The 16,057-nt window shown below is 43.7% G+C and carries 14 protein-coding genes and 1 tRNA gene; 7 read left to right on the top strand and 8 right to left on the bottom strand.

Translation table 11 applies throughout. The features are described from left to right. Window positions 1–10: 10 nt before the first annotated feature. Genes C4S39_RS09600 through queD form a run of 3 tightly spaced genes read right to left on the bottom strand, consistent with a single transcriptional unit; the run spans window position 11 to window position 1,898 of the window. On the bottom strand, window positions 11–661 hold the full coding sequence (locus tag C4S39_RS09600) for an ankyrin repeat domain-containing protein (protein ID WP_103966803.1): 651 nt from the start codon (window positions 659–661) through the stop codon (window positions 11–13). Beyond that, window positions 645–1,427, bottom strand: a complete 783-nt coding sequence (locus C4S39_RS09595) for a TatD family hydrolase (RefSeq protein WP_103966802.1) — start codon at window positions 1,425–1,427, stop codon at window positions 645–647. Before C4S39_RS09595 ends, C4S39_RS09600 begins: the two co-directional genes overlap by 17 nt. A 21-nt stretch (window positions 1,428–1,448) precedes the next feature. After that, complete coding sequence (gene queD / locus C4S39_RS09590; RefSeq protein ID WP_103966848.1) at window positions 1,449–1,898, bottom strand: 6-carboxytetrahydropterin synthase QueD; 450 nt, start codon at window positions 1,896–1,898, stop codon at window positions 1,449–1,451. Between the two features lie 41 nt (window positions 1,899–1,939). Here queD and C4S39_RS09585 point away from each other — a divergent pair, with 41 nt between their 5' ends. Together C4S39_RS09585 and C4S39_RS09580 are read left to right on the top strand one after the other, a co-directional pair. Further along, window positions 1,940–2,800, top strand: coding sequence for a radical SAM protein (locus tag C4S39_RS09585; protein WP_103966801.1), 861 nt, complete (start codon window positions 1,940–1,942; stop codon window positions 2,798–2,800). Window positions 2,801–3,084: 284 nt separating this feature from the next. Beyond that, a complete protein-coding gene (locus C4S39_RS09580; RefSeq protein WP_103966800.1) occupies window positions 3,085–4,767 on the top strand; it encodes an alginate export family protein in 1,683 nt (560 codons plus the stop codon). Window positions 4,768–4,897: 130 nt separating this feature from the next. On the opposite strand, the gene C4S39_RS09575 is transcribed toward C4S39_RS09580, so the two are convergent. Further along, the gene (locus C4S39_RS09575; RefSeq protein WP_103966847.1) at window positions 4,898–5,806 is read right to left on the bottom strand and encodes an alpha/beta fold hydrolase; all 909 of its coding nucleotides are present in this window, start codon (window positions 5,804–5,806) and stop codon (window positions 4,898–4,900) included. Window positions 5,807–6,080: 274 nt separating this feature from the next. Between C4S39_RS09575 and lpxK the strand changes: the two genes are divergently transcribed. From lpxK to C4S39_RS15330, 4 genes are all read left to right on the top strand, one after another. Continuing rightward, complete coding sequence (lpxK, locus tag C4S39_RS09570) at window positions 6,081–7,109, top strand: tetraacyldisaccharide 4'-kinase (protein ID WP_103966799.1); 1,029 nt, start codon at window positions 6,081–6,083, stop codon at window positions 7,107–7,109. A gap of 184 nt (window positions 7,110–7,293) precedes the next feature. Then, window positions 7,294–8,523, top strand: a complete 1,230-nt coding sequence (locus C4S39_RS09565) for an aspartate kinase (RefSeq protein WP_103966798.1) — start codon at window positions 7,294–7,296, stop codon at window positions 8,521–8,523. A gap of 57 nt (window positions 8,524–8,580) precedes the next feature. Continuing rightward, window positions 8,581–8,673, top strand: a tRNA-Ser gene (locus C4S39_RS09560). Window positions 8,674–9,241: 568 nt separating this feature from the next. Further along, window positions 9,242–9,403 carry a hypothetical protein gene (locus C4S39_RS15330; protein ID WP_181023799.1) on the top strand — a complete coding sequence of 54 codons (162 nt, stop codon included), beginning with the start codon at window positions 9,242–9,244 and terminating at the stop codon, window positions 9,401–9,403. A 193-nt stretch (window positions 9,404–9,596) separates the two neighbouring features. Here C4S39_RS15330 and dnaJ read toward each other — a convergent pair whose 3' ends face one another. From dnaJ to purB, 4 genes are all read right to left on the bottom strand, one after another. Next, window positions 9,597–10,706 carry a molecular chaperone DnaJ gene (dnaJ, locus tag C4S39_RS09555; RefSeq protein ID WP_103966797.1) on the bottom strand — a complete coding sequence of 370 codons (1,110 nt, stop codon included), beginning with the start codon at window positions 10,704–10,706 and terminating at the stop codon, window positions 9,597–9,599. Window positions 10,707–10,853: 147 nt separating this feature from the next. After that, window positions 10,854–12,788 carry a molecular chaperone DnaK gene (gene dnaK / locus C4S39_RS09550; RefSeq protein WP_103966796.1) on the bottom strand — a complete coding sequence of 645 codons (1,935 nt, stop codon included), beginning with the start codon at window positions 12,786–12,788 and terminating at the stop codon, window positions 10,854–10,856. 69 nt (window positions 12,789–12,857) lie between these two features. After that, window positions 12,858–13,451: a nucleotide exchange factor GrpE gene (gene grpE / locus C4S39_RS09545; RefSeq protein WP_103966795.1), complete on the bottom strand. Its 594-nt coding sequence runs from the start codon at window positions 13,449–13,451 to the stop codon at window positions 12,858–12,860. 139 nt (window positions 13,452–13,590) lie between these two features. Further along, window positions 13,591–14,967, bottom strand: a complete 1,377-nt coding sequence (gene purB, locus C4S39_RS09540; RefSeq protein WP_103966794.1) for an adenylosuccinate lyase — start codon at window positions 14,965–14,967, stop codon at window positions 13,591–13,593. Window positions 14,968–15,622: 655 nt separating this feature from the next. Between purB and C4S39_RS09535 the strand changes: the two genes are divergently transcribed. After that, window positions 15,623–15,808: a CsbD family protein gene (locus C4S39_RS09535; protein WP_103966793.1), complete on the top strand. Its 186-nt coding sequence runs from the start codon at window positions 15,623–15,625 to the stop codon at window positions 15,806–15,808. Window positions 15,809–16,057 lie beyond the last annotated feature (249 nt).

Here is a 16,057-nt window from a genome sequence, read left to right as displayed (position 1 = left end):
CACAACAGATTTACTTGGATTCGCCATAGCTTTTAAGGAGTTTCACGATTTTCTGATGATTTTGTTTCTCAGCCCAATCCAACGCACTATCGCCATGCTCATTTTCAGCCGTCAAATCTGCTCCATTCTCCAGTAACAAGGCAACCACATCCAAGTGATTTTCTCTGACCGCCATCATCAAAGCCGTCGTTCCATTATCTGTTGTCGAATTAATATCGGCACCGCCACTCAACAGCAACCGAATGACCTGTAAGTGTCCGCCGGATGCGGCATAGATGATAGGATTCCATCCGTCATGATTGATTTTCGCACCCTGAGTATAGAGTTGCTTTACTAATTCGGTTTGGCCGTGATAGCTGGCCAGCATGATGGCGGTTTCGCCATAATCGTTCCGAATGTCCAGTTTGGCGCCCGCTTCAATCAAGATTTGCGCAAGTTTCAAATCCTTGTTTTTTGCAGCAATCATCAATGGCGTGTTGCCTTCATTATCGGAAATATCAGGATTAGCGCCTTTGTTGAGCAATTTAGAAACTTCGAATGTGTTGCCCTTTTCTATGGCCCAGATCAAGTCTTCCTGAATACCGGCGGAAACAGTCAGCGGCCAACTGAGAAATGCGATTATGAATAAAGTCAGAATATGTAATCTAAGTGGATAAGCCATTTCTAGGAATTTTAAATAAGTTGAAAAAATTATTTGTGGTAGCGATAGCAATGTCATTTAACTCTGCTGCGCGTAAACGTGCGATTTCTTCCGCGACATGCCGCACAAACGCAGGCTGATTCTGTTTGCCGCGAAATGGTACTGGAGCGAGATAAGGCGAATCGGTTTCGATCAACATTCTATCTAACTGAATGCTCTTGGCAACTTCTTTTAATGCAACCGCGTTTTTAAATGTCACGATACCTGAAAATGAAATGTAAAAATTCATTGCAATCGCCTGTTCGGCAACTTCCCGGGTTTCGGTAAAGCAATGCATTACACCCCCGACCTGGCTAGCCCCCTCCTCCCGCATAATGCGCAAAGTATCTGCAGCAGCGGAACGCGTATGAATGATCAAAGGCTTATTTACTTCCAGTGCGGCGCGAATATGCTGGCGAAAGCGCTCCCGCTGCCATTCCATATCTCCTTGCAGGCGAAAATAATCCAAACCGGTTTCACCGATAGCAATGACTTTGGGATGATGAGCCAACTTTGCCAATTCATGCGCTTGTGGCTCAATCTCATCTTCGTAATCAGGATGCACACCCACTGAGGCAAACAGATTGTGATGCGTTTCCGCCAACGCGCGTACCCGTGGAAAATCAGGCAAATTGACACCGACGCATAACGCATGCGTAACCTGGTTCTTCTGCATGTTAACTAATAGTTGATCAAGATCTTTGGCAAGATCGGGGAAATCCAGATGACAATGTGAATCTATAAACATGGCAGTAAAAGAATTTAAAAGTTACCGTGCTCCGCGCACTGCATCGGCCCAGCAATTGGGCGTTTCAAACAAGCGCACCTGCTCTAATTGCAGATGATTGCCATAGCTATCCTGGTAAGCGCCATCTAAAATGTTAAAAGCGATCAGCGCCAGATTCTCCGCGGTAGGCTGAACATCCAGCACAACCGTTTTATGGTCTTCAATGGATTGCAAGAATTGCAGCACTTTCTTATCCCCGGAATAAACCAGAAATGCATGATCCCAATGGTCTACCAAAGTGGATTTTGCAATTTGCTTTACTGCGGCAAAATCCATGACCATACCTTGCTGCGCTGCACCTTCATCAGCGATAATGTTACCCGACAAGGTAATTTCAATACAATAGCGATGTCCGTGCAAATGCCGGCACTGGCTGTTATGCGTTGAAATGCGGTGGCCCGCGTCAAATTCCAACTTGCGTGTGATTAACATAGGTACAATTTTACTAGTGCTAAATAAATGAGATTGTAACATTGCAACCAAAACCCAACTTATTGAATACCATTAATCACAGCCGCGACAGCGCCGGGTTCACCTATGTTTATCCGGTAATATCGCGTCGTGCCGGTGGCGTCTCAATCGGAATTAACCTGAATCCTAATAATGCCTGCAACTGGCGGTGTGTGTATTGCCAGGTGCCGGAACTTACACGCGGCTCAGCGCCTCGCATTGATCTGGGCAGACTGGAAACCGAATTGCGATCATTCCTGCGCGATTTGATTCATGGCGATTTCATGCACAAGCAGGTCCCCCCCGAAGCCAGAAAAATCCATGATATCGCTTTATCCGGCAACGGCGAACCCACCAGCGCGAAAGAATTTGATCAAGTCATCGAGTTGATTGGCCGCGTCAGAAAAGACTTTGCATTACCGGCAGATCTGAAAACCGTATTAATAACCAACGGCAGCCTGATTTACCGGCCTACTGTACAAGCGGGTCTGAAACAGATGGCTGAATTGAATGGTGAAGTCTGGTTCAAATTCGATCGTGCATTGGCAGCGGCAAGACAATACATCAACAATACATCGATCAGTCTGAGGAAAATCAATGATCATCTGCGGATAGCCACTTCATTGTGCCCCACCTGGTTGCAAACCTGCGTTTTCCAAATAAATGCCACGCCTCCTTCCGAAGAAGAAATAGCCGCTTATTTGAACTTCTTGCAACAATTGATTAATAATAAAATTCCACTCAAAGGCGTTTTATTGTACGGCATAGCGCGACCATCCCTGCAACCTGAAGCAGCGCAACTATCAACGGTGGATGAATCCTGGTTAAAAGCTTACGCAAAAAGAATTGAAGCGCTGGGCATGGCAGTAAAAATTAATCCATAGCATCATCATTCAAATTTTTTGCCGTGACGGCATTTATCTGAATGTAGCCAATTTACAACAGAATGAAATCCCTTGATATTAATCAATACTTATATTCTATATAACTGATATTAATATAAAACACGAGTAAGTATCCGATCAAAATCCATAAAGAGATTATATCCAGGCTTTAAGAAAAGAGCTTATCGCTTATAATGGCAACCCAAGTTGTTCAAAAAGTACTCTGCCAGCAACGATGTTTGCCTCTGTAACACTGTATTCACCCCAATAACAGGAGTTTTGTAATGAGTTCATCGCGCATGTCTTCTTTTTCAGCAGAGCCTTCCGCTGAGCTAAGAATACATTGGATAAAAAAAATGCAACACAGATTATTCAATACCGGCTTTAGTATCGTGGCGGCTGTGTGCTTGGTTTCTCAGGCCTATGCCACAAATCCGGCACCCGCAAGCACCAGTTCGACTCCCGTTGCAGCACCGCAAACTGCTACGAGTCAATTCGATATGTCGAAGGTACCTCCGGTTTATCCGGCATCACGCCCCGGCTTATTTATGCTTCCTCCCGCAGGCCCTGGCTATTTTTCATTATGGGATTTAATTACCGGCAATAAGCGCGAGAAACCACCCGTTGCACCCTATGCACCGTTTGCGCTCTTAACCACGCCGGCCTATGACATCGACTTTCGTTATCTGGACAATCCGGAGCATGAAAAAGACCTGTTTGATCCGGTCAAGAGAATTCATTTAGCCAGTGATTGGCTGCTATCCTTCGGTGGAAGCTTCTGGTATCGCTATACTCATGAAACCGACAGCCGCTTGAATGCGGAAGGTACCAATAACGATTTCCATCTGCTGCGTACACGTTTTCATGCGGATTTATGGTACCGCGATCGTGTGCGCTTATTTGCGGAACTGATTGACGCACGCGCTTTTGGCTCTGAACTGCCTCCGCTGGTAACGGACAGGAATCATGCCGATATTTTAAATATGTTTGCCGACATCAAGCTGGCCACCGTTAATAATGGCCCGGCATACATTCGTGTCGGCCGGCAAGAGCTTATGTATGGCTCGCAAAGACTGATCTCTACGCTGGATTGGGTTAATACGCGTAGAACATTCCAGGGTGTGAAAGCTTTTTGGCGCACGGCGGAATGGGATCTGGATGCATTCTGGACGCGCCCGATGATTACTGAGAAAGGTAATGTCGATAATTGGGATACGCAGCAAAACTTTTTTGGCTTGTGGGCTACGAATAAGCCAAAACCCGGACACTTAATCGATCTTTACTTTCTGAGCTTAATCAATGATCGCAATCTTGCAGCCACTAATGTACTTGCAGGAAATATTCTGCAAGGCAATGCGGATACGCATACAATAGGCGGCCGCATTGCTGGGAATTTTGACAATCTCCTGTACGAACTGGAAGGAATGTATCAGTTCGGTCAGCGCTCCAATCTGGATATTTCCGCTTTTGCCGTAGCAACCGGTCTCGGCTATCGTTTACCGTTGCCGATGAACCCGCAGGGCTGGATACGTTATGATTTTGCCTCCGGCGATAGCAATTCCAAAGATGGCAGAAGCAACACCTTCAATCAGCTGTTTCCATTCGGCCATTACTACCTGGGTTTCCTGGATCGCATCGGACGCCAGAATATACATGACATCAACGCCCAATTTACTATGCAACCGATGCCATGGATAACATTCATCACGCAATACCATCGTTTCTATTTGGCTAATAATCGCGACTACTTATACAACGCTGCCGGTCAGGCAACATTGCAGGATGTTACAGGCCAGTCGGGCAGTCATATCGGGGATGAACTTGATTTCCGCCTGAATCTCCACGTAAATCGTCACCAGGATGTATTGGTGGGTTATTCAAAAATGTGGCGCGGTGAATTCCTGGATAAACAAAGACCGGGAATTTCCCCTGATCTTTTTTACGTTCAATATAATATTCGTTTCTAGTTTTTTATCGAACCCTAACGATAACGTCAGTGGGATTTAGCTGCCGTTATCGTTAAAATATTTCTTATTACGATCTGCTTGATGTAGAAATTCAAACCATCAGAAATCCTAATGCGCCAGAACTGGAAATTCAAACTGCGTCACCACGCTCATTCAAAATAAAATCCCGCACGATCTTAATCTGGTTATCATCCATCAGCATGGGAGCATGACCGATACCCGGCAATTCAACTACCTTGGCCTTTGCGCCACGAACTTGCATCTGCGCAGCCGTTTCTGCCGATAGGATATCGGATTCCATTCCGCGCAATACCAATGTAGGAACATTGAGCTGATCCCATTGTGCCCACAAATCAATATCGGTGATCTCATGCGTTTGAAAACTCACTGCAATTTTTGGATCGTAGCGAAAACCATATGAGCCATCAGGATATGCACGAGCACTATGAATCGCCATATGAGTCCATTGCTCGTCGGTTAAAGGACCAAACGAAACTGAAATCAGTTTCATGTAATTCTTAAATTCCTCAAAACTAGCAAAGCGGGGATCTTTACCCACATATTCGGCTATTCTTTTTAACGCTACCGCAGAAATCAGCGGGCCCAGATCACTTATTACCAGCTTGTTCATCGGTACGGGTAAATTTTGCTGCAAAGCCAGCACGATACCAATCAATCCGCCCATGGAGACACCCACCCAATCCAACACTATTGCCGTTGTGTATTGAGATTTAAGATGATTCAGCAGGAATATCGCATCCGAAAGATATAAAGGATAATATTCATAATCCTGTGCTTCCTGCAGCCAATCACTCTGACCACGACCCACAACATCAACACAAATCACCCTGCAATCCGCTTGCAGCGCGTGCGCGAGATGATCGAAATCACGGCAATTACGCGTCAACCCATGAACACAGATCACAACATGTGGATTCTCGCGGTCTCCCCAGTCAGTATATGCAATATGGTGCGGCTTTCTTGGTTTGTCATCAGCTGACAAGGTAGGTACAAGTAATCGATTTACAGGTATTTTCATAAGCTTAATATGTATTATTTCTTTATTTAAAAAATACTGCATTAACTGCAATAGCAATACAATATGCAAGATTTCATACAATTATCCCGGTCATCAGGACCAATAACATCTGTTTAACAGGCTGTAGAAGCTGGTTTTTTAACGATTTGCTCATGACCTGTTCACAATTTTTGTTGCACGCGGAATATCAACCATGTAAAAATTTTCACGCAGCATTGGATCATTTTCCTAAATTACCAAACCACCTTAAACAAATCTTGAGTAGAAGTAAAATATGAAATTATCTGACCTCTATTGGTATCGCATTACTCCTCTGCATTTTCTTTTGTGGCCGATAAGTATTCTCTATGGTTTCTTCTTGACACTGAAAAAACTGTGTTATTGGTTGGATATTTTGCCTTCGGTCAAACTACCCGTCACTGTTATTACGATCGATAGTATCAGTATCGAAGATGGCAACAAAACGCCCTTATTGCTTTGGTTAGTGGATTGCTTGACAACTCAAGGCTATCAACCAGGAATTATAACGCGCGACAGCTCCGATAGTTCCGGCTTGCCACGTGAAATAACTTCCGAGAGTGATCCATATAGTGTCGATGGAAAAACATTTTTGCTGGCCCATCACTGCCGGGCATCCTGCCCGGTGTGGGTTGGAAACGATAGAATAGCCACCGCCCATGCACTACTGAACGCCCACTCGGAATGTAATATCATCATCTGTAATGGCGGCATGCAATATTATCGGCTTGAACGCGATGTAGAAATCATAATGGCCGATTTTAGTGAACATAGTTTTGGCAATGGACTCCTGGTACCCGCAGGGCCGCTACGTATCAATCTTAATCAGTTAGAAAAATCCGATATTCTCGTAACCAATGAGAAACCCGATCATCATCGAGATATTAGCAAGTGGGGTAAAACCCACACTATGCAGCTGGCAAACGAAACAGCGTATAACGTGCTTAAACCGGAGATCCAGCAATCCGTTTCCCATTTTAAAAATGGGCAGCTACATATTGTGACCGATACTGATAACTCCCGTTGGTGCTTTGATCTCATACAAAACAAATCCCTCAATGCACAATTGCATTCTTATGCTGAAAATCATCGGTTTAGTCAGCACGAGATTAATCTCGCAGAAGCCGACGCTATCCTTATGCCGGAAGAAAATGCACTGCAATGCAGAAAATTCGCCAATGACAAGCTCTGGGCTTTACCAAGGAAAGCCTGGATTGATAGCGAGTTGCTAGAGGTTTTAATAAAAAAACTTGAAAATAAGCACCAACAAGATAAAACAATTTAATTTCATTAAGTCACAATAAGAATTAAGCTGCAAGAAATTGCGGATGAGGAATTCTGATACGTTTGAAGTTTGGAAAAATTCAAACCGGGGCACTACCCAGAAAAGCAAAATCTGGTTTTCTTTGAAGGAAGTGTGTAAAATCTTGCGGTTTTCCGATTCAGAAATTAAGCGAGATTATTAATCTGTGGCATTCTACGTACAAAAATATGGCGGCACATCAGTCGGAAGTACCGAACGGATAAAGAATGTTGCCCGTAGAGTGGCAAAATTTCACGCACAAGGACACCAGATTGTAGTTGTTGTTTCAGCCATGAGCGGTGAAACGAATCGCTTGATCGCATTGGCCCATGAAGTGCAAGCGAATCCGGACCCGCGCGAACTAGATGTCATGATCTCCACTGGCGAGCAGGTATCCATTTCATTATTGGCAATGGCATTAATGGAACTTGATATCCAAGCTAAAAGCTACACAGGATCACAAGTCAAGATCTTAACTGACAGCACACATACGAAAGCTCGAATATTAAACATCGATGAAGACAGGATTCGAGCTGACCTTGCTGCGGGCTATGTAGTAGTCGTAGCGGGATTTCAAGGTGTAGACGAGCAAGGCAACATCACAACGCTTGGCCGCGGCGGATCTGATACAACCGGAGTCGCACTGGCCGCGGCTCTAAAAGCGGATGAATGTCAGATTTATACTGATGTAGATGGAATTTACACTACGGATCCGCGTGTTGTAGCAGAAGCGAGAAGGTTAAACACCATAACCTTTGAAGAAATGCTCGAAATGGCAAGCCTTGGTTCCAAGGTCTTGCAGTTAAGATCTGTCGAGTTTGCAGGAAAATATAAAGTGAGACTGAGAGTTTTATCAAGTTTTGAAGATGAAGGCCAGGGCACTTTGATTACTTTTGAGGAAGATGAAGATATGGAACAAGCGGTTATTTCAGGGATCGCATTTAATCGCGACGAAGCAAAAATTACTGTATTGGGTGTTCCAGATCATCCTGGAATTGCTTATCAAATTCTTGGTCCCGTAGCAGATGCCAATATCGATGTGGATATGATCATACAAAACGTTGGTCATGATGGCTTAACAGACTTCTCATTCACCGTTCATCGTAATGAATTTAACAATACGATAAATATTTTGAAAGAAAAAATTCAACCTCATATTGGCGCACGTGATGTACTCGGAGGTGATAGAATTGCAAAAGTATCGATTGTAGGTGTTGGGATGCGTTCGCACGCTGGCATTGCAAGCAAAATGTTCCGCGTGTTAGCGGAAGAAGGAATCAATATACAAATGATCGCCACTTCTGAAATAAAAATTTCGGTTGTCGTCGATGAAAAATATATGGAGCTGGCCGTCCGGGTTCTGCATAAAGCGTTTGATCTTGAGCAAGCACCTTAAATCAAATCACAAGAATTGATCAACAAATTATTGTACGGCTGCATTCAACATATTAACGGAGAGATGGCCGAGTGGTCGAAGGCGCTCCCCTGCTAAGGGAGTATAGGCACAAAAAGCTTATCGAGGGTTCGAATCCCTCTCTCTCCGCCAGCACATCAATAAAATCAACAAGTTACAAACTATTTTCTGACTTGTCCCTCATAAAATACCACAACAAATAATCTGTTTTTTTAAGTGATTGCGTATTTAATTCGTTGTCACTTCGAACAATTAAAAACCTGCCTGCAGGATATCCAAGCCTCGTCGTTAGTGCGAATAATCAAAAAGCCCAGCTAGCCTAAGAAATTGACGGAGAGTATGTTGTATTCTTAAAAATTAGTAAGTAAATTTACACCAATTAATCTAATTGGCGAATATTCATACTTTTAATTTATAGGATTTAGCGAATGCGGGTAATGCTCATTATAGGGGTAGGTTTAGTTGAAGGAATATTCATAATTTATTTTAGCGAGAATTTAATTTCGTGGTTTAAAGAATTTGATAATACGAAATACTCTTGGACGGGGCCTTTTTTTACTATGTGTGTAGTTTTCAGTTAGCAGCAACAACTTAGGCCGTTAGCCCATTTCAGACGCAATATTTCTTTTATCTTACGCATGGATAACCTCTTTGCTGGCATCTCAATCCTCTTCACGATGATGAAAAGAATCAGGATGCCGTGTTTAGTTATCCTACGTCGGTTTCGCTATGCCTCCCTAAAATCAGGGTGGCAGGAATCAATGGATTGGGTGGCAGCTTTCGTTTGGAATGGGTGGCAGCTTTGCCGTGGAATCAGTGGCAGCTTTGGTCTGGAATATGCAAGGAATATCATCGATACTAAAACAGGCAAAGATGGCGATTCCAGACGATTACAATCATTCCCATTTACACGGTAACGAGAATCAAAGAAGAGTTCTGGACGGATTCTAATTTACATGGCAATCATACAAAATCATCTGCAACTATTATGGTGCTATGATCAGTTTAGCTAAATAACTACCTGTAGCGCACCTCAATAACTAGATAGCTTCGTGTTATTCTGAGAAAAATTCTCGCGCTTTATCCATCCATGATTTAGCACGAGGACTGTGACGAGGACCGTCTTTGAGACTGATTGACTCCAACTCCTCCAACAATTCTTTTTGACGCGCGGTCAACTTAACCGGGGTTTCCACAACGACATGGCAAAGTAAATCACCTTTATCATGGCTACGCACACCTTTGATTCCTTTACCGCGCAAACGAAAAATCTTACCCGTTTGAGTTTCTTCCGGTACCTTAATCTTGGCGTGTCCATCAAGTGTGGGCACTTCTATTTCTCCTCCTAATGCAGCCACGGTAAAACTGATAGGTATTTCGCAATGCAGATTATCACCATCACGCCGAAAAACCGAATGCGCCGACAAATGAACCACGACATAGAGATCGCCCGGTGGACCGCCATTGACGCCGACCTCACCCTCTCCAGAAATGCGAATTCGATCACCATCGTCGACACCTTCCGGAATTTTTACATTGAGTGTTTTCTGTTGTTTGATGCGCCCATTCCCATGACACGATGTGCAAGGATTCACTATTACCTTTCCACTTCCGTGACATTTAGGACAAGTTTGTTGAATGGAAAAGAAACCCTGTTGCATTCTTACCTGTCCATGACCGTTGCAAGTAGGACAAGTTTTGGGCGAGCTACCCGGCTTGGAGCCGCTGCCATGACAAGTCTCACAATTTTCCATGGTAGGGATACGAATTTTTGTTTCGGTTCCATGAGCAGCTTGCTCCAGAGTAATCTCCAGGTTATAGCGCAAATCGGAACCACGATGCATATTTGATCGAGAGCTACGGCCACCAAAAATATCCCCAAAAATATCGCTGAATGCATCACTGAAACCTTGCGCACCACCTCCACCTGCTGCATTTGCATCGACGCCAGCATGGCCGAATTGATCATAAGCCGCGCGCTTATTGGAATCAGTCAATACTTCATAAGCTTCTTTAGCTTCTTTAAACATCTCTTCCGACTTAACATCGCCAGCGTTCCGATCCGGATGGTATTTCATTGCCAGCTTACGATAAGCTTTCTTTATTGTATTCTCGTCAGCGTCACGACTGACACCGAGAACATGATAGTAATCGCGCTTACTCATATTGATTTTCCGCTACCGTGATTAATTTATGGAGTTTAGGTTTATACGATGTTTCTTATTCCGCATCAAATATTAAAGCGCAGAATGCGCAAAAGAGATTCAACATCCTCTTCATGCGCTTCTGCGCTCCATATGCTTTGAAGAAAACTATTTTTTGTTCTTAACTTCCTCAAATTCTGCATCAACCACTTCGCCTTCGACTGGTTTCTCACTGTGACCAGACGTAGAGTCAGATCCAGATTGCGCTTGCGGTTCCTGCGGCTCTTTTTGTTGATACATCTTCTCAGCCAGCTTATGCGCCGCCTCGGTCAAAGCCTGTGTTTTTGCATCAATCTCGTCTTTATTATCAGCTTTGAGCACATCTTCAGCATCTTTCAATGCAGCCTCAATTTGAGCTTTCTCCTCACTACTTAACTGATCACCATGTTCCTTCAAGGATTTCTTAACGGAGTGGATCATCGCATCACACTGATTACGGCTGGAAATCAACTCTAAAGCTTTGTGATCTTCTTCCGCATGCGCCTCCGCATCTTTCACCATCCGTTCAATCTCATCATCCGACAAACCTGAGCTAGCCTGAATCTTGATTTTATTCTCTTTACCGGTTGCCTTGTCCTTAGCCGATACATGCAAAATGCCATTGGCATCAATGTCAAACGTCACTTCGATCTGCGGCATACCCCGTGGTGATGGTGGAATATCACTCAAATTAAATTGCCCCAGGCTTTTATTGCCGGAAGCCATCTCACGTTCACCCTGTAGTACATGAATCGTTACCGCAGTCTGATTGTCTTCCGCAGTAGAAAATACCTGTTGCGCTTTGGTCGGGATTGTCGTGTTCTTATGAATCAACTTGGTCATTACACCACCCAGTGTTTCGATACCAAGCGACAGAGGCGTCACATCGAGCAACAGTACATCCTTCACGTCGCCTTTCAATACCCCGCCTTGAATAGCCGCGCCAACTGCCACTGCTTCATCAGGGTTCACATCTTTACGTGGCTCTTTACCGAATATCTCCTTGACCTTATCTTGAACTTTCGGCATGCGAGTCTGCCCACCGACCAAAATCACATCATCAATATCCGAAGCAGTCAGGCCGGCGTCTTTAATTGCCGTGCGGCAAGGTCCGATAGTGCGCTCTATCAGGTTTTCCACCAGGCTTTCCAGTTTGGCGCGCGTTATCTTGACAGCCAGATGCTTCGGTCCGGACGCATCAGCAGTGATGTAAGGCAAATTGACTTCAGTTTGCTGGCTGGATGACAATTCGATTTTGGTTTTTTCCGCGGCATCTTTTAAACGCTGCAATGCCAGCATGTCCTTTTTCAAATCAATACCGCTTTCTTTCTTAAACTCATCTACCAGATATTCAATCACGCGTGAATCAAAATCTTCGCCCCCAAGAAATGTATCGCCATTGGTTGCCAGCACTTCAAACTGATGTTCGCCCTCGACTTCGGCAATCTCAATAATGGAAATGTCAAAAGTACCACCACCCAGGTCATACACTGCGATCTTCCGGTCGCCTTCTTTCTTGTCCAACCCGAATGCCAACGCGGCAGCGGTTGGCTCATTAATAATTCTCTTCACCTCCAAACCGGCAATTCTTCCCGCATCTTTTGTTGCCTGGCGCTGCGAATCATTAAAATAAGCGGGCACCGTGATCACCGCTTCGGTCACCGCCTCACCCAGATAATCCTCGGCGGTTTTTTTCATTTTCATCAGCACTTGCGCAGATACCTCGGGCGGTGCAATTTTCTTACCGCGCACTTCCACCCATGCATCATTGTTATCAGCTTTGACAATGCCATACGGCACCATCTTGATATCCCGTTGAACCATTTCTTCATCAAAACGGCGGCCAATAAGCCGTTTCACAGCAAACAAAGTATTTTTGGGATTAGTAATCGCCTGACGTTTGGCTGAAGCGCCCACTAGCACTTCATTGTCTTCAGTGTAAGCAACAATAGAAGGCGTTGTCCGCGTACCTTCCGAGTTCTCAATAACTTTTGGCTTGCCATTCTCCATCACAGCGACACAAGAGTTGGTAGTACCCAAATCGATACCAATAATTTTTGCCATATTTAGATCCTTTTAAAGAGGTTATTCTGTTTATCAATTAGTTTGGAAATGGAGATGCCTGATAAAAATTCAAGAACCCTGAGCTTTCGAAACCGACACAAGTGCGGGACGGATAATGCGTTCATGCAACTTATAGCCTTTCTGCATGACCTGAACAATCGTATTGGGAGCCAACTCCGACTCGACGATACACATTGCCTGATGTTGATGAGGATCAAATTTTTCTCCGGCTGGGTCGATCACCTTTATGTTGAATTTATCAAACACACTCATCAGCTGTTTCTGGGTCAACTCAATTCCATTCTTAAAATTCTCTACATTGGCATTTTCAACTGCCAATGCGGCCTCCAAACTATCCATTACGGTTAGCAATTCAGTAGAAAAATTCTCGATGGCATATTTATGTGCATTGGCAATATCATTTTGGGAGCGCTTGCGAATATTTTCAGTTTCAGCTTTTGCGCGCATCCAGGCATCATGATGGTCGGCCGCCTTGGTCTCGGCTTCTTTCAACAAATCCTCGAGGCTGGGTTGCGAACTTTTGATTTCGCCTGTTTGAATGGTTGCATCGCCGGTTATACCAGTAACATTAACTTCTTCTTTAATATCAGTCATATCAGGTCGACTGTTTTCCGGGTTGTTTGTATTTTCTGAGCTTTGCATCATACCTCCTATGAATGTGCAGGCAATATTGGGATTGCTGGATAAAATTTCAAGCCTTGAACGGAACTTTTTTACGCTGCAAGCAAATTTACTCGAATCAATCTGTCAATTTGCTTCATATTTCCATCCGGAACTGGGATTAATTCTTTATTCTTAAGGCCAGCCTATTGGCCATACCGATATAATCCCGTGGAGTCAATGCCAGCAGACGAACCTTCTCGGGTTCCGGAATATTCAAAGCGCCGATAAATTGATGCAGTGTTTCTGGTGTGATTCCATTCTTGCCTCGTGTTAAAGCTTTCAACTGTTCATAGGGATTAACTACGCCATAACGCCGCATCACGGTTTGAATCGGCTCCGCCAAAACCTCCCAGGCATTGCTCAGATCAACCATTATTGCAGGAGTATTAACTTCCAGTTTGCTTAATCCTTTGATACATGAATCATAAGCTAACAGGGTGTGCCCTAACGCCACGCCCATATTGCGAAGTACCGTGGAATCAGTTAAATCTCTTTGCCAGCGCGATATCGGTAATTTTTCGCTCAAATGACGCAATAACGCATTAGCAATGCCCAAATTACCCTCCGAGTTTTCAAAATCAATCGGATTGACTTTATGCGGCATCGTCGAAGATCCGATTTCATCCGCCTGGGTTTTTTGTTTGAAATAACCCAGCGAAATATATCCCCAGATATCGCGATTCAAATCCAGCAAGACCGTATTAATTCTTGCATACACATCAAACAATTCCGCCATTGCGTCATGAGGTTCGATTTGAGTCGTATAGGGATTAAATTCCAGCCCTAACCTTTCAACAAACAACTGCGCAAATTTCTCCCAATCCAAATCCGGATAAGCAGACAAGTGCGCATTATAATTACCTACCGCGCCGTTAATCTTTCCCAGAATCGCGACCGATTCCAGTTGTTTTTTCCCGCGCTGCAGGCGATAAGCCGTATTTGCGACTTCTTTACCCAATGTTGTCGGCGTAGCGGGTTGTCCGTGAGTACGAGCCAGCATTGGGATATCAGCAAACTGATGCGCAAGCTCGATCAATCGGTTAATAACCTTATCGAGAGCGGGCAGCATTACCTGCTGCAAACTGGTTTTAAGCATCAGACCATGCGATAGGTTATTAATGTCCTCGGAAGTACAAGAAAAATGAATGAATTCACTCACTTTTCTCACTTCGGCATTGTTTGCCAGCTTCTGCTTTAACCAATACTCAACAGCTTTTACATCATGATTAGTCGTCGCCTCAATGGCCTTAATCGCTTCGCCATCCTCAAGCGAGAAATTTTCCACCAGATTGTCCAGCTGCGCGTGAGTTTGATCTGAAAAATTAGGTACTTCGATGATTCCGGGTTGTTCGCTCAGCCCCCTAAGCCATGCAATCTCAACCTGTACGCGAAAACGAATCAAAGCAAATTCGCTGAAATAAGATCGTAAAGCGTCAACTTTTGTGTGGTAGCGCCCATCCAGTGGAGATAGCGCTGTAATAACAGGAAAATTCATAGTGTTTTCAATTCTTTTGAAGTTTGAATTTTAGCATGCCTACTTTGAGCTGAAGTGATATTCAGGAGATCTCTGCATAATTGTATTTTAGAGTTTTTCTGTGTAGGGATATCGTCAGATATGGAATCTATGTGATTAAGTGGCAAGCAGATTTACTTAGAATCACTGCACAAATTGTGCTGGCGACAAATAATACAATCTTTTCTATTTTGGCTGTCGGTTATAGAAAATTCGATATTTCGGTAATCTCCTACATGGCTTGTGCTTGCTTTAGTTTCCTGCTTTATAACGCAGCAGTTCGGCTCCAAGTATCCTTCAGAAACTTCTCATCAAGATATTATCTTAGCAGCTACCTTTCCGACTTATGAATGCAATCATGCCGAATTGTTGTAATAAATTCTGACATAGGCATAGTATTCTCCTAATCAGTTAATAAAATATGATTAACTTATCTGCTTATAAAATCGACCCTACCTCAACAATTGTTGGCGCCACCTCCACAGGATATATTTTATCCGCAACAAAGTATTCATTTTGACATTAGTTCGCTAGCGCACAGATTAAGTTTAGCAGTACATATATTCTGATAAAGAGTGAAGAGAGACATGACTTCATGTTCTGGTCATCACTTGAAGTTAAATGTCAGGAGACAAGCATGAACAAAGATCAAGTACAAGGCCGTTTCGAAGAAACTAAAGGCAAAGTCAAGGAAGTTGCAGGCAAGATACTGGACAATAAGGAAATGGAAATCAAAGGCAATGTCCAAAAAAATATCGGCAAGGCTCAAGTGGGCGTGGGTGATGCTAAAGAAGATATTAAAGAAGCAAAAAAGACTTGCTAGCAAAACACAGATGCTATCACTACCTCAATCTTGATAGCAGTCTAGTCAGAATATTTCCGGGCTGCCACATGGCCACAATAAAATAATTTTTAATATTTATTTAACTGGAGTTTCAGAATGAACATCAAAACCAACGTGTTATATAGCATTATTCTAATTAGTCATCCCTGAAAAAAGTACCCAACAATTGTTGTTGAGAAATTGAATCTGATATTTCCATTCAATGTGGAGAATAACTTTGGTTGGTTG

It is taken from the genome of Nitrosomonas ureae (assembly GCF_900108305.1).
GTDB lineage: Bacteria > Pseudomonadota > Gammaproteobacteria > Burkholderiales > Nitrosomonadaceae > Nitrosomonas > Nitrosomonas ureae_B.
The sequence above is the reverse complement of the archived record's forward strand: the minus strand, read 5'-3'. Positions and strand labels throughout refer to the sequence as shown.

What these genes read in the sequence shown, in the direction of transcription:
- grpE (WP_103966795.1), bottom strand. Translation starts at nt 13,451, where the DNA reads ATGCAAAGCTCAGAAAATACAAACAACCCGGAAAACAGTCGACCTGAT.
- lpxK (WP_103966799.1), top strand. Translation starts at nt 6,081, where the DNA reads ATGAAATTATCTGACCTCTATTGGTATCGCATTACTCCTCTGCATTTT.
- dnaK (WP_103966796.1), bottom strand. Translation starts at nt 12,788, where the DNA reads ATGGCAAAAATTATTGGTATCGATTTGGGTACTACCAACTCTTGTGTC.
- C4S39_RS09580 (WP_103966800.1), top strand. Translation starts at nt 3,085, where the DNA reads ATGAGTTCATCGCGCATGTCTTCTTTTTCAGCAGAGCCTTCCGCTGAG.
- dnaJ (WP_103966797.1), bottom strand. Translation starts at nt 10,706, where the DNA reads ATGAGTAAGCGCGATTACTATCATGTTCTCGGTGTCAGTCGTGACGCT.
- C4S39_RS09600 (WP_103966803.1), bottom strand. Translation starts at nt 661, where the DNA reads ATGGCTTATCCACTTAGATTACATATTCTGACTTTATTCATAATCGCA.
- C4S39_RS09575 (WP_103966847.1), bottom strand. Translation starts at nt 5,806, where the DNA reads ATGAAAATACCTGTAAATCGATTACTTGTACCTACCTTGTCAGCTGAT.
- C4S39_RS09535 (WP_103966793.1), top strand. Translation starts at nt 15,623, where the DNA reads ATGAACAAAGATCAAGTACAAGGCCGTTTCGAAGAAACTAAAGGCAAA.
- purB (WP_103966794.1), bottom strand. Translation starts at nt 14,967, where the DNA reads ATGAATTTTCCTGTTATTACAGCGCTATCTCCACTGGATGGGCGCTAC.
- queD (WP_103966848.1), bottom strand. Translation starts at nt 1,898, where the DNA reads ATGTTAATCACACGCAAGTTGGAATTTGACGCGGGCCACCGCATTTCA.
- C4S39_RS09595 (WP_103966802.1), bottom strand. Translation starts at nt 1,427, where the DNA reads ATGTTTATAGATTCACATTGTCATCTGGATTTCCCCGATCTTGCCAAA.